This window comes from Tepidibacter mesophilus (assembly GCF_002724055.1).
Taxonomy (GTDB): domain Bacteria; phylum Bacillota; class Clostridia; order Peptostreptococcales; family Peptostreptococcaceae; genus Tepidibacter_A; species Tepidibacter_A mesophilus.
In genome coordinates this window covers 13,198-32,518 of the sequence record NZ_BDQY01000007.1, presented here as the reverse complement: position 1 = coordinate 32,518, position 19,321 = coordinate 13,198, and the positions used below count along the sequence as shown (strand labels likewise).

Genomic DNA, 19,321 nt, shown 5'->3' with positions numbered 1-19,321 from the left:
AGAATATGTTAGATAAGGATACTGTAAAACATGTAGCTAAGCTTTCTAGACTTGAAGTCAAGGATGATGAAATTGAAGCTATTTCTAAGAAAATAGGAGATGTGTTAAATTATGTAGAGAAGCTTCAAAGTGTTGATACTGAAAATACAGATATAACTTACAACCCTATAAATATTTCTAATCAATTTAGAAATGATGAAGTAAAAGAATCCTTAGAAGTTAAAAAGGTACTTCAAAATGCTCCGGAAAAAGAAATGGGATGTTTTAAGGTACCAAAAGTATTAGATTAGAAAGGAGTGAGCTTATTGAAACTTTATGAAATGACGCTAAAAGAAGTAAGTGAAAAAATTAAAAAGCAAGAAATAACAGCTCTTGAGCTTACTAAAAGTATTCTAAATAGAATAAAAGAGGTTGAGCCAAAGGTTGATTCTTATATAACTATAACAGAAGAAGAAGCTTTGAGTAGAGCCAAGCAGATAGATGAAAAGATAAAAGCTGGAGAAGAGGTTTCTGTTCTAGCGGGTATCCCAATGGCTGTAAAGGATAATATATGTACAGATGGAGTTAAAACTACTTGTGCATCTAAAATGCTTGAAAACTTTATACCCCCATATGATGCAACCGTTGTAAAAAAACTTAATGATGCTGGGGCTATAATGGTTGGTAAAACTAATATGGATGAGTTTGCCATGGGATCATCTACAGAAAATTCATATTTTAAAAATACTAAAAATCCTTGGGATTTAAATAAAGTTCCAGGAGGATCATCTGGAGGTTCAGCAGCAGCAGTAGCATCTGGACAGGCTTTTTATGCACTTGGATCGGATACAGGAGGATCTGTAAAACAACCAGCAGCCCTTACAGGACTTGTTGGACTTAGACCTACATACGGAAGAATATCTAGATATGGGCTTATAGCATTTGGTTCATCTCTTGACCAAGTTGGTATATTTACAAAGGATGTAACAGATTGTGCTATTGTATTAAAAGAACTAGCTGGAAAAGATATAATGGATGGAACTAGTGCAGATGTTGAGGTTGTAGATTATGAGAAATGTTTAGATAAAGATATGAGTAAGATAAAGATTGGTATTCCTAAAGAGTATTTTGTAGAAGGAATAGATGAAGCTGTTAAAAAGGCAGTTTTAGATGGTGTAGAAAAATTAAAAGAAATGGGAGCGACTGTTAAGGAAGTATCACTTCCTCATACTGATTCAGCTATAGCTACTTATTATGTATTAGCACCTAGTGAAGCTAGTTCTAATCTTGCTAGATTTGATGGTATAAGATATGGTTATAGAGCTGAAGAATATAGTTCTTTAGAAGAATTATACACTAAAACTAGAACTGAAGGTTTTGGAGATGAAGTTAAGAGAAGAATAATGATAGGTACATATGCTTTAAGTGCTGGTTATTATGATGCTTATTATAAAAAAGCTTTAAAAGTTAGAACTTTAATAAAGAAAGACTTTGTAGACGCATTTGAAGATGTAGATGTTATAATAGCTCCTACAGCTCCAAATGTAGCTTTTAATATAGGTGAAAAGACATCTGACCCTATGGCTATGTATATGGAAGATGCATGTACTATTCCATCTTGCCTTGCAGGAGTTCCTGGTATGTCTATTCCATGTGGATTTAAAAATGGGCTTCCAATAGGAATGCAAATAATAGGAAATTACTTTGATGAAGCTACTATGCTTAAGGTAGCTCATGCGTTTGAAAGTGTAACAGAATTTAAAGATCAAAGAGCAAAACTGTAATTGGAGGTGAAATAATGGGTGATAAAATTTTAATAGGGCTTGAAATACATGCAGAACTTTTAACTAATACTAAAATATTTTGTGGATGTAAAAATGAATTTGGATCAGATGTAAATACTAACTGTTGTCCAGTTTGTTTAGGACTTCCTGGATCTTTACCTGTTTTAAATGAAAGGGTCTTAGATTTTGCGATTACAGCAGGTCTTAGCTTTAACTGTAAAATAGCTAAAAATACTAAGATGGATAGAAAGAATTATTTTTATCCAGATCTTACAAAGGCTTATCAAATATCTCAATATGACATACCTCTTTGTTCAGATGGATATATAGAAGTAGAAGCTGAAGATGGATCTATTAAAAAAATAGGAATAGAGAGAATACATATAGAAGAGGATACTGGTAAGTCTCTTCATGACGCAAGTGGGGATACTCTTCTTGACTATAATAGAAGTGGAGTTCCTTTGATTGAAATTGTTTCTCGTCCAGATATGAATTCTGCACAAGAAGCATATCAATTTTTGGAGAAATTAAAAGAAGTATTACTATTTACACATGTTTCTGATGTTAAGATGGAGCAAGGCTCTTTAAGATGCGATGTGAATGTAAATGTGATAAAAGAGGATGGAAGAAAGTCTAATATCGTAGAACTTAAAAACTTAAATTCATTTAAAGCAGCTTTAAAGGCTATGGAGTATGAAGTTGTAAGACATAATGAACTTCTTGCTAAAGGAGAAAATACAGTACGTGAGACAAGACGTTGGGATGACTCGCAAAATAAGACTATATCTATGAGAAGTAAGGAAAGTGTTCAAGATTATAGATACTTCCCAGAGCCAGATGTTGTAGATATAAATCTTACTGATGATTATATAAATGGTATAAAAAATATATTACCAGAACTTCCTGATGACAAAAGAAAGAGATTTATGAAAGAATATTCTCTTCCTGAGTATGATGCTAAAGTACTTACTGCTTCTAAAGAAATTTCGAATTACTTTGAAGATATGGTATCTAAGTTTAGTGATGCTAAGATGGTAAGCAATTGGATTATGACTGAATTATTGAGAAGAGTTAATGACGAAGGTATAACACTGAATGATGTTAAGTTTGATAAAGATGATTTTGTATACTTGCTAAAAGTTATATCTGATGGAAAGATAAACAATAATGCCGGTAAAAAGGTATTTAGAGAGATGTTTGAAACAGGAAAGAAAGCAGAAGATATAATAAAAGAACAAGGTCTTGTTCAAATACAAGATGAAGGGGCTATAAAAGAAATAGTGGTTGGAATATTAAATGACAACCTTCAATCTGTTGAAGATTATAAGAACGGAAAAGACAGAGCTTTAGGGTTCTTAGTAGGCCAAGTTATGAAGGCTAGTAAGGGGAAGGCGAATCCTCAAGTGGTAAATAAATTAATAATAGATATTATGAACAATATGTAAGAGTGGGAATTCCCACTCTTATTTTTTTTGAATAATATCTTTAAAAAAATTAATAATATAGTGAAAGATGAATTAAAATTAAAAATTGTCGAGAAAACGATATTTTTCAGAAAAAAAGAATGTGTAAATTAAATTATTCAAAAAGACATATGTCTACGTGGTATATAAAACTGAAATTTTTTAAAGAATGTTGAAAAATGAATGAAGTTGGAAGAAAACAGTTCTTGCATTAAACGGTAAAATAATATAATATATATAAAAATGAAATTATGGCAAAAAAAAAATCATATGTAAAAATAATCTGATAATGAAGGAGTGATATTGTGGGGCGTTATATTGTTAAAAGGTTAATATCGATGCTAATAACTTTGTTTTTTATCATAACTATTACTTTTGTACTTATGCATACTATTCCAGGGGGACCTTTTACAGGTGAGAAAAAGTTACCTCCAGAAATAGAAGCAGCACTTAATGAAAAATATCATTTGAATGAACCTGTATTTGTACAGTATACAAGTTATCTTAAAAATATTTTAAAGGGAGACTTAGGTCCGTCTTATCAAATTAAAGGTGAGACTGTAAATCACATAATAGCTCAAACATTTCCAGCTTCAGCCCAATTGGGAGTGATTGCTATAGCAATAATATTATTGATAGGAGTTCCTCTAGGGGTTATAGCAGCATTAAAGCAAGGAACTTGGGTAGATAGTGGGGTTATGTTTATTGCTATACTTGGAGTTACCATACCGAGTTTTGTTATAGCTACATTGATGATATATGTATTTGCGGTTAAAGTTAATATTTTACCTGCAGCTAGGTGGGGAACATGGAAACATATGATAATGCCAAGTATTGCACTGGCTTCATATTCATTTGCATTTATCGCAAGACTTACAAGATCTAGTATGCTAGAGGTTGTATCTCAAGACTACATAAGAACAGCTAGAGCTAAGGGGCTTGGTGAGGGTATTGTAATATTTAAACATGCGCTTAAAAATGCTTTAATACCTATAGTTACTTACATAGGACCTCTTGCAGCAGGACTTTTAACAGGGTCTTTTGTTATAGAAAAAATATTTGCGGTACCTGGACTCGGTAGATCATTTGTTGAGAGTATAACTAATAGAGACTACACTCTTATAATGGGAGTTACAATCTTTTATGCTGTATTCTTAGTTGGGATGATACTAATAGTAGATTTACTTTATGGATTAATAGATCCTAGAATAAAATACGATGACTAAGGGGGGCGTGATTAATGGAACATGTTAATATAGATAAAAATTTATGGAAACCTTTGAGCCAAGAAGATAGAGATTCTGAAAAAATATTAAGACCTTCTATGACATATTGGCAGGATGTATGGAGACGTTTGAAGAATAATAAAGTAGCTATGGGATCTTTAGTATTCTTGATATTTTTAGTATTAATATCTATATTTGGTCCTATGTTTGCTAAATATTCTTATTCAGATCAAAATTTATTAAACGCAAACCAAGTTCCAAATGCAGACCATTGGTTCGGTACAGACTCTCATGGTAGAGATTTATATGTTAGGGTATTATATGGAGCTAGAATTTCTTTAACGGTAGGAATTGTAGCATCTATAATAAATCTTGTAATAGGGGTGCTTTACGGTGGTATTGCTGGATATTTTGGAGGTAGGATAGATAATATAATGATGAGAATAGTAGATATATTATACACTATTCCTCTTACATTATACGTTATACTTCTTATGGTGGTTATGGGAACGGGACTTAAAGCTATACTAGTTGCTATAGGATCCGTTTATTGGATTAATATGGCAAGAATAGTTAGAGGGCAAATACTTTCATTAAAAGAACAAGAATATGTACTAGCAGCAAAAACACTTGGAGCTAATGATTTTAGGATACTTATTATGCACTTAATACCTAACGCTATGGGACCTATAATAATAACTATGACAATGTCAATACCGAGTGCAATATTTACTGAAGCATTCTTATCGTTTATTGGTCTTGGTGTTTCAGCACCTATGGCATCTTGGGGAGTACTTGCGAATGATGCATTAGCAACTTTAAGTATATATCCATATCAGTTATTCTTCCCATCAATTGCTATATCAGTTACTATGTTAGGATTTAATTTCTTAGGGGATGGATTAAGAGATGCACTAGATCCGCGTATGCGTAAATAAAAGGAGGGAAAAAAATGAAAGAGCATTTACTTGAACTAAAAGAACTGAGAACTTCCTTTTTTACTCATGTAGGAGAAGTAAAGGCTATAAGAGGGGTAAGTTTTCATTTGGATAAAGGAGAAGCATTGGGAATAGTTGGGGAGTCTGGTAGTGGTAAGTCAGTAACATCTATGTCAATTATGAGACTTCTTCAAAATCCAGGGAAAATAATAGGTGGAGATATAATTTTTAATGGTGAAAATTTAATAAAAAAAACTGACAAAGAAATGCAAGCTATAAGGGGAAATGACATAGCTATGATATTTCAAGATCCTATGACTTCTTTAAATCCTGTTTATACTGTTGGAAATCAAATAATTGAAGCGATAGTTAAGCATCAAAAAATATCTAAATCTGATGCTAGAAATAAAGCTATAGAGATGTTAAATCTTGTAGGTATACCTAGTCCTGAAAAAAGAATAGATCAGTATCCACATGAATTTTCAGGAGGTATGAGACAAAGAGCAATGATCGCCATGGCACTTTCTTGTGAACCTCAACTTCTTATAGCGGATGAACCGACAACTGCTCTTGATGTTACTATTCAAGCACAAATACTTGAACTTATGAAAGATTTAAAAAATAAACTTGACACATCTATAATACTTATAACACACGATCTTGGTGTAGTTGCAGATGTATGTTCAAGAATAATAGTTATGTATGGAGGAGTAATACTAGAAGAGGGTAGATCTGAAGATATATTTTACAATCCTAAGCATCCATATACACTTGGACTTTTAAAATCCATACCAAAGCTTGCTGATAAAGAAGATAAAGAAAGATTAATTCCAATACCTGGGTCGCCTCCAGACTTATTAAAGCCTCCTAAAGGATGTCCGTTCGCAGCTAGATGTGAATATGCTATGAAAATATGTATAGATAAAATGCCTGAATACACTTATTTAAAAGAAGGCCACAGATCTATGTGCTGGCTACTTCATAAAGATGCTCCTAAGGTAGATAGTATAAATAAAAACCTAAAGGAGGGTAAATAAATATGAATAAAAATGAAATACTAATCGATGTACAGAATCTTAAAAAATACTTTCCTATAAAAAAGGGATTTATAAACAGAGAAACTCAATATGTAAAGGCTGTTGATGATGTAAGTTTTCATATAAGAAAAGGAGAAACATTAGGTCTTGTTGGAGAATCGGGTTGTGGAAAGTCTACAACTGGAAGAACTATAATAAGACTTTATAATCCAACAGATGGGAAAATAATGTTTGGAGGAAGGGATATAGCAAATCTTTCTCAAAAAGAATTAAAGCCATATAGGAAAAAAATACAAATGATATTCCAAGATCCATATGCTTCTCTTAATACTCGTATGACTGTTGGAGATATTATAGGAGAGCCTTTTGATATACACAATATGTGTAGTGGAAAAGAAAAGCTTGAAAGAATACATCATTTATTACATAAAGTTGGTCTTAATCCAGATCATGCTGCAAGATATCCTCACGAATTTTCAGGTGGACAAAGACAACGTATAGGAATAGCTAGAGCTTTAGCTGTAGAACCAGAATTTATAATAGCAGATGAACCTATATCTGCGCTAGATGTATCCATACAAGCGCAAGTTGTAAATATGCTAGAAGATTTACAAAATGAACTTGGACTTACATATCTGTTTATAGCTCATGACTTGTCGATGGTCAAATATATATCTAATAGAATAGGGGTTATGTATTTAGGAAAATTAGTTGAGATTGCAGATAGTGATGAGTTATACAATAATCCGGCTCACCCATATACAAAGGCTCTGCTTTCCTCAATACCACATCCAGATCCTGATGCAGCAAAAAATAGTAAAAGAATAGTTCTTGAAGGAGATGTTCCGAGTCCTATGAATCCTCCATCGGGATGTAGATTTAGAACAAGATGCAAATATGCTATGCAAAAATGTGCAGAGATTGAACCTATACTTAAGGAAGTATCAAGTGGACATAGCTCAGCGTGTCTTTTACATGAATAAAATTCGTCTAGTCGCTAACGCGCTGACTCATGTCGCCAACGATCCCTATCGGGCTCCGTTGCTTAAAGATAGTTGCAAGTGTAGTTCTTTTATCGGTGTTAGTCGCATGTTGAAAAAATATAGTTCCTTAAGTGTAGGAATATTTGGAAAATTAAGAAAATAAAAAAGGACTTAATTGAAATATATGGAATATATATTAATTATGTATTCTATATTTTTAATAAATAAAAAATATTAAAGGGAGGGATTCATTTGAAAAAAGTTTTATCATTTATGATGATGCTTGTATTGGCATTAGGGACCTTAGCCGGATGTGGCGGAGGAAATGAGCAGGCTGGTGAAGTAAAGAACATAGTAAAATACAATATAGGAGCAGATCCTAAAACGTTAGATCCCGCTTTAAATTCAGGGGTTCAATCATCAGGTGTTCTAGCAAACTGTTATGAAGGACTTATGAGACTTGATGAAAATGATAAGGCTATACCAGGTATGGCAGAATCATATAAATTATCTGAGGATAAATTAACTTATACTTTTAAATTAAGAGATGCTAAGTGGTCTGATGGAGAACCAGTAAAAGCTCAAGATTTCGAGTATGCTTGGAAAAGAGCTTTAGATCCAAAGACTGCAGCTGAGTATGCATACCAATTATACTACCTTAAAAATGGTAATGAATTTAATGCAAATGAAGCTAGTATGGATGATGTAGCTGTTAAAGCTCTAGATGACAAAACTTTAGAGGTTACACTTATAGCTCCAACTCCATATTTCTTAGAATTAACAGCTTTTCCAACTTACTTCCCAGTTAGAAAAGATATAGTTGAGAAAAATCCAGAAGCATGGCCTATAACTCCAGAAAACGTACCTTTTAATGGACCATTTAAGATGACTAAATGGCAAAGAGGAGACGTAATAGAAATAGTTAAAAATGATACTTACTATGATAAAGATAGAGTAAAGCTTGATGGTGTTGAATATACTATGATAACTGAAGAAACAACAGCTTTCCAAGCATTCCAATCAGGAGAAATAGATGGCACTGATGCAGTATCAGAAGCTCAAATACCACAGCTTAGAGAAAGTAAGGATCCAAATTTTATTATACATCCAAACCTTGCTGTATACTATTATTCACTTAATGTAACAAAAGAGCCTACTGATAACCCTAAGGTTAGAAAGGCATTATCATTAGCTATAGATAGAGATCTTATAACTACAGTTGTTGTTAAGGCTGGACAAAAGCCTGCTGATACATTTGTACCAGAAGGAATAATAGCTCCTGATGGAAAAGACTTTACAGAAGGAACTAAAGATTACGGTATAAAAGCAAAAGCTAATGTTGAAGAAGCTCAAAAACTATTGGCTGAAGCTGGATATCCAAATGGAGAAGGATTCCCAGAAACTACTGTATACTATAATACTTTAGAAGCTCATAAGTCAATAGCTGAAGCTGTTCAAGAAATGTGGAAAAAGAACTTAAATATAGACGTTAATATTCAAAATCAAGAGTGGAAGGTATTCCAAGAAACTAGAACTCAAGGAAACTTCCAAATAGCTAGAGATGGATGGACAGGAGACTATACAGATCCTATGACATTCCTAGATATGTTTATATCTACAAGTGGAAACAACCATCCACAATGGAAGAACCCTGAGTTTGATAAGCTTATAACTGATATTAAAAAGACTGGGGACTTAGAGAAGAGAAATGAAATGCTTCACCAAGCAGAAGATATGATTATGGATAACAATATAGTAATTCCAATTTACTACTACACTAATCCAGAATTATTAAGAGAAAATATAAAAGGTGTTAAAGTATCTCCTTTAGGTCAAGTATTCTTTGATAATGCGTATATAGAACAATAATTTAGTAAAAAATAAGAGAACAGGAATGTTCTCTTATTTTTTTGCAAGAAAATCAAAGGAGGATGATATGGAGTTTTTATTTGATGATTATACTAAGACAAAAAGAGTTTATCATGTTATATCTTTGAAAGATTTAGGATATGTTATGGAAAATGGGATATCATTTGATGATAAGATAACTTATATAAGTAAATACAAGGGGTTTCATGATTATATAGAAGGTTTAAAAATAAATAGAATTCCTGGTTGGGTAAATAGGAAAAAGTCTATATTTGCAAGTCTTAACTTTAAAAAAGATCACTACTTTCATTCTCACAGCGCTCTTTTAGCATTAACAATAAATGAAGATAAGTGTTGGATTGCAAATGAGAATTTAGCAAATGAAATATACGAACCATGTACATTAAAAGAGATAGAAGGGTTTGAATTTTGTAAAAAGTATTTAGATACTAAGGGTAAAGAAATTATTATAAAATACTGGGAAACATCTTTGAGTTTTAAAGATAATTTAAAGGTTAGAAAAGATTTGAGTGAAGGTTATGATGCAGAGATATTGATATCTAATCATATACCTAAAGAGGATATAGAAATTCTAAAGATTTATTCGGATCATAATGCATTTTCTCTTGATGAGTTCAGAAATTATTTTACATTATAAGGTGTATAAGGCTAAAATCTGAGATAGTAGTATTAAAGTTAACTGAAAAGTAACTACCTAGATTTTCTACAAGCAAAATCTAGGTTATTTTTGTGTCTGTGAATTATCAAAAACTATCTAAAAGCATTCACTAATATTGTATAGATAGTTTTAAAAGCAATAACTTTATCATGAAATTGACGATATTGAAGTTATATGGATTGTTTAATAAAAAAATGAACCTTTTAAGGATTATAATACTCTTATATATGTAATTTATTATAGACTGTGAACTGAGGAATGGTGGTGATAATTTGGATGCAGAATCGTTAGTAAAAAAAGCAAAAAAAGGAGATAAAGATGCTTTACTCGAGCTTATAATGGCTAAAAAGCAAGATTACTATAAACTTGCTTACGTATATATGAAAAATAGTGAAGATACTATGGATGCTATGGAAGATATGATTGTAGTTTTGTATCAAAATATAAATAAATTGAAAAAAGAAAGAGCTTTTTATAGTTGGAGTAAGAAAATTTTAGTTAATTGTTGTAAGAATCTTTTAAGAAAAAATAGAAAAGTAGTTTTATCGGAAAATACAAAGGAAGAAGCTTATGAAGAAAATTTTAATAATAAAGATACAGGAATTATACTTGAAGAACATTTGTCAAAACTCAATGAAAAACATAGAGAAGCAATTGAACTTCGTTATTACTTGGATATGGACTATAAAACTATAGCACAGGTTTTAAAAGTACCAATGGGAACAGTAAAATCCCGCATATCTAATGGACTTAAGAAATTAAAAGTAAGTTTAGGAGGTGAAAACTTATGAGAGAAATAGAAGAATTGTTGAAAAATAATAAAGAGAAAATAGAAAACTTAGTAGTACCAGATGAGTTAGAAAATCGATTAAGAGGAGCTTTAGAAAATCAGCACCAGAAAAGTAATTATGATAATAAATGGATAGTTAAGGTTGCATCTATATTAATATTAATAGCACTAATAGGCTATAATTTTGATACACTGGCTTACTTTAGCAAGAAAATTACTGGATTTGATCCAATTATGAATGGTACATTAAAAGAATTAAATGAAAGAGGAAAAGGGCAAACTATTGGCGAAAAATTTACATTTGAAAACGGAAGAGTTGTTACGTTAGATGCAGTTATGGTAGATGATAATCAATTATTGTTATTTTATACTGAAAAATCCGTTGAACCCAATGTGGATGAAAGTTGCATAGAATCAATTATGTCAATAGAGAGTGCTATGATGACTCTTCATAAGAATGAAGGCCAAGGTGTTATAAATGATGAAAAAACAGAAATGAAATGGATAGCAAGTTTTGATGCACCTAAATCTTTTCAGAAAGAGTTCAAATGGAAATTTGCTATTAATGAAGATGGAAAAACACAAAGAGGAGAAATTCCTTTTACTTTAGATAGAAGTAAAGCTATGGGCTATACTTTGAAAAGCAAGATAAATGAAAGTGTGAAGTTAAATGATAGGAAAATAACATTTGATTCAATTCAAGCATCAGAAACTTCTACGGTTATTAAAGGAACTATCCGAAATGTTTTCCAATTAGCATTGGATCAGGTAAGTGGAAAACGAATTAGACCAGAAAGTTTAGAATTGGAGCTGCTTGCTAATGGTAAAGAGTTACAATGGCAAGGCAAGGGTATGAATACGAACTTTGATGGTATAAAATTTGATTATAAATTTGAACCATTACCAGAAAATTTAGACAATCTTAAAATGAAGGTCATAGCTTTAACAGCAGATTATGATGAAGATAAAATAGTTGATATTGTTATGGGGCAAAATATTAAAACTGTTAATATTCAGAATCAAGATATTGTAATAAACAAGGTTTATGAAAGTGATACAGAGACTTTTGTAACTATTACAACAGAGAATCATGTAGTTCTTTCAAAAATTTTTCTTATTATAGATGGTAGGAAAGTAGAACTTCAAAATACTATTTCTAATAAGGATAAAGAAAAAGGAAATGGAACTTATACTAGAACTCTAAGATTTATAGGTACAGGAGAAAAATTAGAATTAAAAATCGAAAGAATAAAATATAAAAAAACAGTGGATGAGGTTGTTGATATACCAATTAGATGACATTTAAATGAATCTAATCTTTAATTTAAATAGTTAAACTTATAAATTACCTAAAAAATTCTAATTCTAAAATCTTCAAATAAAGACTTCTTCATACAAATTTTTTGATATAATGATTATATAATTTGTATTTTAGGGGGTTAAGTTATGAAGGTTGGGAAGCTGAGTACGGATCAGTTAAAAGAGTTGATTTTCTCTACTTTAAATAATAAAAGAGAAGAAATACTTGTAACTGCAAATGTTGGCGAGGATTGTGCTTATGTAGATTTTGGAGATTATGTTTGTGTTATGAGTACTGACCCTATAACGGGAACTAGTGAGGAAATAGGAAAATTAGCAGTTCATATAACTTGTAATGATATAGCATCTAGTGGTGTGAGCCCGTTAGGAATAATGATTACTATTATGGCTCCAGTTGGAACTACAGAGGAAGATATAAAGAATATAATGATTGATGCATCTAGTGAAGCAGATAAATTAAATGTAGATATAATAGGGGGTCATACGGAAATAACTGATGCTGTTAATAGGATAGTTATATCATCAACTGGTATTGGAAAACAAATGAAAAGCGAACTTATAAACAAAAATAAGCCTAAAGTTGGAGATTTTATAGTTTTAACAAAGGGGGCTGGGATTGAAGGAACTGGAATCATATGTTTTGAAAAAGAGGATGAATTAAAGCATGTATTTAAAGATTCTATTATTGCACAAGGCAAAACTTTACTTGATAAGATAAGTGTTGTTAAAGAAGGAATCATAGCTGGTAAAGTAGGGGTTAGTTGTATGCATGATGTAACAGAAGGTGGAGTTTTAGGTGCTGTTTGGGAGATGTGTGATTTATATAATTTAGGATGTAGAATACATAGTGATAAAATATACATTAATGAAAGTACCAAGCTTATATGTGAATACTACAATATAAATCCTCTTAGACTTATATCTAGTGGATCTATGATAATTGGTATAGATAAGGATAAGTTTGATTTACTAAAAGATAGATTTGATAAAGAAAATATAGAGTTTAGCTTGATTGGTGAATTCATAGAAGAAGGCAAGGTTTTAATAGATAATAGTAGTCAAATTATAGACCCTCCTGAAAGTGATGAACTTTATAAGGTTATATAATATTACATTTAAATTACAAAGTCTTATCAAAGTTGACATTGTAAAATTTTAAATGATATTCTTAAATAGTAAGATAAGATGTTGGGGGGAAGTTTAGTGAAAAGACTTGGTAGTGTGTTTAGTTTATTTTTAATTATATTTTGTTTATTGGCTAATTTGGGATATGCAAATGAAAGTGTTTTGGAAGGAAGCTTTATTTTAGATGGGAAGAATGTGAAAATACCTATTACCAAAGTCAAGCTTGATGGGAATTATCTTGAAGGCGATGTTCCTCCAGTTATATTAAACGATAGAACTTTAGTTCCTGTAAGGTTGATATCTGAAAATTTAGGTGCAAAGGTAAGTTGGGATTCTAAAGAATATAAAGTACATATACAAAAAGATGATAAGGAAATAGTTTTAAAAATAGACAGTTATAAGGCATATGTAAATGAAAAGGAGTATATTCTTCCCGATAAAGTTCCTGCAAAGCTTATAAGTGATAGAACTATGGTGCCTGTAAGGTTTGTATCAGAGCAGTTAGGTGTTGATGTAGATTGGGACTCTGCTAATAGAGTTGTTGTTCTTAAAAATAAAAATGATTATGTAAAGGTTGAGAATATAGAATACAGTTTAGATGAAGTTAAAATAAAGCTTAGTGATATTACTACATATAAACATATGACTCTTGTTAATCCAGATAGACTTATAATAGACTTACAAAACTCTAAAATGAATACTCCAAAGGATGATTATACAGTTAATGGGCCTATGATAAAGAATATAAGAGTATCCCAGTTTACTGAGAATCCAATGGCATCAAGAGTTGTAGTGGATCTTAATTATATGAACGAATACAATATAACTCAAGATAAGAATGTAATAACTATTAAGTTTAAAATAAAAGATAATTACGCTAAATTTAAGTTTGAAAAAAATAGTAAAGAAGAATTTATAGTAAATAGAGATTTAAAAAGTACATATAAGAGTTTTTATCTGGAAGGACCTAATAGATTAGTGCTTGATTTATATAATACTAAGATATATGGAGACAATCAGAGTGAAGATAAAGAAATTAATCAAAAATATGTAAAAAGTTATAAAGCATACTATTATGAAGATGAGCATAGGACAAGGGTGGTACTTACTTTAAAAGAAGGAATAGATAGAAATAATATAAAAATCACAGAAAATCAAAATGATATAAAAGTACTCTTTGACTTTTTAGATATAAAGATAGATAATGAAGCAATTAAATATGATTTTAATAGTAAAAATTCTATATTTGAAGTTACAAAAAAAATAGTAGATAGTGAAACTAGCTCAGATTCACAAAATAATAGTATTGAGTATGATGAGTGGGAAAATAAAATAAAAATAAATATAGACAATAAATATGTAAACTTAAAAGACGAAGAAATAAAAGTGGATGATTATTTTGTCAAAAACATAGATGTAGAAGAAAAGAGTGACTATACGAGAATAAATATATATTTAAAAGATAATGTTATGTATAAAGTTTTAAATGAAGATAATAAAAGTGTGCAAATTAAGCTTTATAATGAAGAAGAAAGTCAGCGAAAAGGAAAATATTTAATAGCAATAGATGCTGGTCACGGAGGAAAAGATCCTGGGGCTGTATCGCCTATAGATAAGACGAGAGAGAAGGATTTGACTCTTGAAATATCTAAATTATTAAATGAAAAACTTATTAAAAATGGGTATGATACTATTATGACTAGAACTGGTGATACATATCCTGAGCTAAAAGAAAGAACAAGTATGGCAAATAAGAGTGATGCAGATTTATTTATAAGTATACATATAAATGCTGTTAGTAAAAGTGATATTCATGGCATACAAACTCTTTATTATCCTAATGACGGAGAATATGCAAATGGAAGGGATAATGAAGCTTTAGCTAAGATAATGCATGAAGAACTTATAAATCAAACTGGTGCAGTTGATAGAAAAATAGTTAAAAGACCTAATTTGGTTGTAATTAAATATACGGAAATGCCTTCTGTTTTAGTAGAATGTGGATTTTTAACAAATTCTAATGAGTTAAAACTTATGAAATCACAAGAGTATCAAGAGAAATTAGTAGATGGAATATACAAAGGATTACAAAAATATATTGAGGGGCAGCAATAAGCTGTTCCTTTTTATATACTAATAATTATGTAAATTTCAATTTGGGTGAATTTCAATAATTCCCAATAAACGTGTATTAATAATATGGTTATTGTTGTATAATATTAAAGTGTTAATTGAAAACGAAAGGGTGGTTTAATTGAATAGAATCGATGGAAGAAAAAATAATCAACTTAGAGATATAAAGATAACTAAAAATTATACAAAGTATGCAGAAGGTTCTGTTCTTATAGAAATGGGAGAAACTAAGGTTTTATGTAATGCGTCTATTGAGGATAAGGTTCCTCCGTTTTTAAAAAATACTGGAAGTGGATGGATAACTGCTGAGTATTCTATGCTTCCAAGATCTACACATCAAAGAAAAATAAGAGAATCATCAAGAGGCAAGGTTGATGGAAGAACTCAGGAAATTCAAAGACTTATAGGAAGAACTTTAAGATCTGTAATAGACTTAAAAGGAATAGGTGAAAGAACTATATGGATTGATTGTGATGTTATTCAAGCTGATGGGGGAACTAGAACAGCGTCTATAACTGGTTCTTTTGTAGCAATGATAGATGCAATATACAAGCTTTATGTAGATAAGAAGATAAAAAAGATTCCTGTAAAATCATTTGTTTCTGCTATAAGTGTTGGAATATACAATGGAGAAAATATATTAGATTTATGTTATGAAGAAGATTCACAAGCTCAGGTTGATATGAATATAGTAATGACGGATAAAGATGAATTTGTTGAGGTTCAAGGAACGGCAGAAGGATTTCCTTTTAAGAAACACCAATTTAATGAACTTTTAGAGCTTGGAGAAATAGGGAATAGAATTTTGATACAAGAACAAAAGAATGCTTTAGGAGATATAACTAAGTTAATACTTGGAGATAAAACTGATGTTGTTATAGCTACATCTAATGCTCATAAGCTAGAGGAAATAGGTAAGATATTAAAGGGATTTAAAGTTAAGATACTTTCTATGAAGAGTGTAGGTCTTGCTGGACTTGAAATAGAGGAAAATGGAACTACATTTGAAGAAAATGCCCTTATTAAAGCGAGAGAAGTAGCTAAAAGAACAGGAAAAATAGCTATTGCCGATGACTCTGGTCTTATGGTAGATGCTATTGGAGGAAAACCTGGAATATACTCTTCTAGATTTGCAGGAGAAAATGCTACTGATAATGATAACAACGAGAAACTATTGAAAATGATGATGAATGTAAATATGAGTGAGAGAACAGCTAGATTCGTATCATCTATAGCTGTTGTATTTCCAAGTGGAGATGAGTTTACTGTAAGAGGGACATGTGAGGGTAAAATAGGATTTGAAGGAAAAGGAAATAATGGATTTGGTTATGATCCTTTGTTTATAGTTAATAGATATGATAAAGCTTTTGGAGAATTACCAGCAGATATAAAGAATACTATAAGTCACAGAGCCAATGCATTAGAAAAGATGAAAGAAGAATTTGGAAAGAGGTTAAAATAAAAATGAAATTAGGTGTAATAGGAGATACACATAGAAACTATAAATATATAGATAAAGCTATAGATTATTTGAAAGAATGTGAGTTAATACTTCATACTGGAGATAATTTTCAAGACTCTAAGTATATTAATAAAATCACTGGTGTAGACACTATTGGGATAAGAGGAAACTGTGATTTTGAAAATGTTGAAGATGAGATTGTATTTGATGTTAAAGGATATAGAATCTTTTTATGCCATGGGCACAAATACGATATAAAATACTCATTGAGAAGTATAAAACGAAGAGCTTTAGAATTAAATGTAGATATAGTTATATTTGGACATTCTCATATACCTTTAAATTATAAAGAAGATAATATACTGTTTTTAAATCCTGGAAGTACAGCTCTTCCAAGAGGAAATAGTGATAGACAATTTGTTATTATTAACATAGGCGATGAAGTGAATGTTCAAGATATCATTTTATAAGGGAGGGGTTCGAATTGGAATTAGCGTTAGGTTATCTTTTTATATTTATAGCTAGATGTACGGACGTATCTATGTCTACAATAAGAACTATAATGGTAGTAAGAGGTAGAAAATTACAAGCTGCTATGATAGGCTTTGTAGAAATAATAATATATATACTTGCTATAAATAAGGTTTTAAGTGGTATGGATAACATGCTAAATGTTTTCTTTTATGCATCGGGATTTGCTACTGGTAATTATGTAGGTATATTAATAGAAGAAAAAATGGCTATAGGAACACTTATAGCTCAAATTATAACTAAAAAAGATATAGAAAAATTCTCTTCTTATCTTAGGGAAAAGAACTTTGGAGTAACGGTTACAGAAGGCCATGGTAAAGAAGGTAGAATAAGTATTTTGAATGTAGTTTTAAATAGAAAAGATATTCGAAATTTTGAAGTTTGTGTAGATAATTACGACAAAGATGCATTCATAACAATAATGGATGCTAGAAATATAAAGGGTGGATATTTTAGAAAAAGACAGGGAATAGGACTTAAAAAGAAATAAGCTTTATGGCTTATTTCTTTTTTATTTAAGAGGAATCTATAGAATCTAAACATAAAATAGTAACAGATATATTGTACTAAGTATAATAGATACTATCATCATTGGAAATCCTATTTTCATATATTCAATAAAAGATACTTCATGATTATTTTTCTTAAGAATTCCAGCAACTATTACGTTTGCAGAAGCCCCTATTAAAGAACCGTTTCCTCCAAGACAAGCTCCAAGAGATAGTGCCCACCAAAGAGGCATTACATTCATATTAGACAACAAAGAAATCTTTGTTATAAGTGGTATCATAGTTGCTACAAATGGTATATTATCAAGGAATGAAGATAATATAGCAGCAGCCCAAAGAAGAAGTATTGTAGCAAGAGGTAAATTATCTTTTGAAAAAGAAACTATAACCTTAGCGATTTCATCTATTATTCCAACTTTCTCAAGTCCCCCAACTAATATGAATAAAAACATAAAGAAAAATATTGTTGTCCATTCGATTGAATGAAGAGTTTCTTCAACATTGGCTTTACTTACTATAAGCATAATGGATGCTCCTATTAAAGCGATTGATGAAGATTCAAGTCCGAAATATTGGTGTGTCATAAGACCTATCATAACTAAAGATAATATAGATAGACATTTTATTAAAAGGTTCTTATTTGTTATAGCCAATTTCTCATCGAATTTAAATATTTTTTTCTTAACATCATCAGAAACTATTAATTGTTTTTTATAGATTATATTAAATAAAAATAGGGTAATAATTAATATAATAAAAGCAATTGGACCTGTATTTAATATAAAATCTAAAAAACCAATGTTTGCTGCACTACCAATCATTATATTAGGAGGATCACCTACTAATGTAGCTGTACCGCCTATATTAGAAGCGATTATTTGAGGAACTAAAAAAGGAATAGGATTAAGATTAAGTGTATCAGTTATAACTAATGTGACTGGTGCTATTAATAGTACTGTGGTAACATTGTCTAAAAAGGCTGATAAAACTGCTGTTACAAAACAAAATACAATCATTATAATGAGAGGCTCGCCTTTTGAAATTTTAGCTGACTTAATAGCTATATACTGAAATAGACCTGTTGTTTTGAGTATATTTACAATAATCATCATACCCACTAAAAGTCCTATAGTATTAAAGTCTATGAAATGAATTGCTTCTTCTTCATTTAATACACCAAATAGGATAAGGCATGAAGCTCCAAGAAAAGATATAGCTGTTCTATCGATTTTTTCAGAAACTATAAATGCATAAGTGCTTATAAATATTACCAAAGCTATTAGCGTTTGTGTATCCATTTAGTATCCATCCCCTTCTGATTTTAAAATAGTTAATATATTTACTTTAATACAATTATATGAAAATTTTTAAAAAAAGTAAATGTCTGAAAAAAACTTATTTTTGGTAATTCATCAAATCAAGTCTCTTGTAAATAAAAATTATTATATGTTATAATAAAGGGGTTATTAAAGAAAATAAAGAAAGTTACATAG

At 30.5% G+C, this 19,321-nt stretch carries 17 protein-coding genes; 16 read left to right on the top strand and 1 reads right to left on the bottom strand.

Annotated features, from left to right (window positions below; all coding sequences use genetic code 11):
* The first annotated feature begins 5 nt into the window (after nt 1-5).
* From gatC to Tmeso_RS06365, 16 genes are all read left to right on the top strand, one after another.
* Nucleotides 6-290, top strand: a complete 285-nt coding sequence (gene gatC, locus Tmeso_RS06440; protein ID WP_099189403.1) for an Asp-tRNA(Asn)/Glu-tRNA(Gln) amidotransferase subunit GatC — start codon at nt 6-8, stop codon at nt 288-290.
* A gap of 6 nt (nt 291-296) precedes the next feature.
* Nucleotides 297-1,763, top strand: a complete 1,467-nt coding sequence (gene gatA / locus Tmeso_RS06435; protein ID WP_456300380.1) for an Asp-tRNA(Asn)/Glu-tRNA(Gln) amidotransferase subunit GatA — start codon at nt 297-299, stop codon at nt 1,761-1,763.
* 14 nt (nt 1,764-1,777) lie between these two features.
* A complete protein-coding gene (gatB, locus tag Tmeso_RS06430; RefSeq protein ID WP_099189399.1) occupies nt 1,778-3,208 on the top strand; it encodes an Asp-tRNA(Asn)/Glu-tRNA(Gln) amidotransferase subunit GatB in 1,431 nt (476 codons plus the stop codon).
* A 323-nt stretch (nt 3,209-3,531) separates the two neighbouring features.
* A complete protein-coding gene (locus Tmeso_RS06425; protein ID WP_099189397.1) occupies nt 3,532-4,452 on the top strand; it encodes an ABC transporter permease in 921 nt (306 codons plus the stop codon).
* 14 nt (nt 4,453-4,466) lie between these two features.
* On the top strand, nt 4,467-5,390 hold the full coding sequence (locus tag Tmeso_RS06420) for an ABC transporter permease (protein ID WP_099189395.1): 924 nt from the start codon (nt 4,467-4,469) through the stop codon (nt 5,388-5,390).
* 14 nt (nt 5,391-5,404) lie between these two features.
* Nucleotides 5,405-6,427: an ABC transporter ATP-binding protein gene (locus Tmeso_RS06415; protein ID WP_099189393.1), complete on the top strand. Its 1,023-nt coding sequence runs from the start codon at nt 5,405-5,407 to the stop codon at nt 6,425-6,427.
* Between the two features lie 2 nt (nt 6,428-6,429).
* Nucleotides 6,430-7,410 carry an ABC transporter ATP-binding protein gene (locus tag Tmeso_RS06410; protein WP_099189391.1) on the top strand — a complete coding sequence of 327 codons (981 nt, stop codon included), beginning with the start codon at nt 6,430-6,432 and terminating at the stop codon, nt 7,408-7,410.
* Between the two features lie 252 nt (nt 7,411-7,662).
* Nucleotides 7,663-9,279 carry a peptide ABC transporter substrate-binding protein gene (locus Tmeso_RS06405; RefSeq protein ID WP_330400310.1) on the top strand — a complete coding sequence of 539 codons (1,617 nt, stop codon included), beginning with the start codon at nt 7,663-7,665 and terminating at the stop codon, nt 9,277-9,279.
* A gap of 67 nt (nt 9,280-9,346) precedes the next feature.
* A complete protein-coding gene (locus tag Tmeso_RS06400; RefSeq protein ID WP_099189389.1) occupies nt 9,347-9,937 on the top strand; it encodes a hypothetical protein in 591 nt (196 codons plus the stop codon).
* Nucleotides 9,938-10,230: 293 nt separating this feature from the next.
* Nucleotides 10,231-10,749: an RNA polymerase sigma factor gene (locus tag Tmeso_RS06395; RefSeq protein ID WP_099189387.1), complete on the top strand. Its 519-nt coding sequence runs from the start codon at nt 10,231-10,233 to the stop codon at nt 10,747-10,749.
* A complete protein-coding gene (locus Tmeso_RS06390; RefSeq protein WP_099189385.1) occupies nt 10,746-12,047 on the top strand; it encodes a DUF4179 domain-containing protein in 1,302 nt (433 codons plus the stop codon). Before Tmeso_RS06395 ends, Tmeso_RS06390 begins: the two co-directional genes overlap by 4 nt.
* A gap of 147 nt (nt 12,048-12,194) precedes the next feature.
* Nucleotides 12,195-13,175, top strand: coding sequence for an AIR synthase family protein (locus Tmeso_RS06385; RefSeq protein WP_099189383.1), 981 nt, complete (start codon nt 12,195-12,197; stop codon nt 13,173-13,175).
* A gap of 96 nt (nt 13,176-13,271) precedes the next feature.
* Nucleotides 13,272-15,308, top strand: a complete 2,037-nt coding sequence (locus Tmeso_RS06380) for an N-acetylmuramoyl-L-alanine amidase (protein ID WP_187296255.1) — start codon at nt 13,272-13,274, stop codon at nt 15,306-15,308.
* A gap of 139 nt (nt 15,309-15,447) precedes the next feature.
* On the top strand, nt 15,448-16,788 hold the full coding sequence (gene rph / locus Tmeso_RS06375) for a ribonuclease PH (RefSeq protein WP_099189380.1): 1,341 nt from the start codon (nt 15,448-15,450) through the stop codon (nt 16,786-16,788).
* Nucleotides 16,789-16,790: 2 nt separating this feature from the next.
* Nucleotides 16,791-17,258 carry a metallophosphoesterase family protein gene (locus Tmeso_RS06370; RefSeq protein ID WP_099189378.1) on the top strand — a complete coding sequence of 156 codons (468 nt, stop codon included), beginning with the start codon at nt 16,791-16,793 and terminating at the stop codon, nt 17,256-17,258.
* 14 nt (nt 17,259-17,272) lie between these two features.
* Nucleotides 17,273-17,809: a DUF2179 domain-containing protein gene (locus Tmeso_RS06365; protein WP_099189376.1), complete on the top strand. Its 537-nt coding sequence runs from the start codon at nt 17,273-17,275 to the stop codon at nt 17,807-17,809.
* A 45-nt stretch (nt 17,810-17,854) separates the two neighbouring features.
* Here the strand turns inward: Tmeso_RS06365 and Tmeso_RS06360 are convergent, their stop codons facing one another.
* Nucleotides 17,855-19,126, bottom strand: a complete 1,272-nt coding sequence (locus Tmeso_RS06360) for an ArsB/NhaD family transporter (RefSeq protein WP_099189374.1) — start codon at nt 19,124-19,126, stop codon at nt 17,855-17,857.
* Nucleotides 19,127-19,321: the final 195 nt, after the last annotated feature.

Coding starts and splice junctions, on each gene's coding strand:
- Tmeso_RS06420 (WP_099189395.1), top strand. CDS start 4,467: ATGGAACATGTTAATATAGATAAAAATTTATGGAAACCTTTGAGCCAA.
- Tmeso_RS06370 (WP_099189378.1), top strand. CDS start 16,791: ATGAAATTAGGTGTAATAGGAGATACACATAGAAACTATAAATATATA.
- Tmeso_RS06385 (WP_099189383.1), top strand. CDS start 12,195: ATGAAGGTTGGGAAGCTGAGTACGGATCAGTTAAAAGAGTTGATTTTC.
- gatC (WP_099189403.1), top strand. CDS start 6: ATGTTAGATAAGGATACTGTAAAACATGTAGCTAAGCTTTCTAGACTT.
- Tmeso_RS06410 (WP_099189391.1), top strand. CDS start 6,430: ATGAATAAAAATGAAATACTAATCGATGTACAGAATCTTAAAAAATAC.
- Tmeso_RS06415 (WP_099189393.1), top strand. CDS start 5,405: ATGAAAGAGCATTTACTTGAACTAAAAGAACTGAGAACTTCCTTTTTT.
- Tmeso_RS06400 (WP_099189389.1), top strand. CDS start 9,347: ATGGAGTTTTTATTTGATGATTATACTAAGACAAAAAGAGTTTATCAT.
- Tmeso_RS06390 (WP_099189385.1), top strand. CDS start 10,746: ATGAGAGAAATAGAAGAATTGTTGAAAAATAATAAAGAGAAAATAGAA.
- Tmeso_RS06360 (WP_099189374.1), bottom strand. CDS start 19,126: ATGGATACACAAACGCTAATAGCTTTGGTAATATTTATAAGCACTTAT.
- gatB (WP_099189399.1), top strand. CDS start 1,778: ATGGGTGATAAAATTTTAATAGGGCTTGAAATACATGCAGAACTTTTA.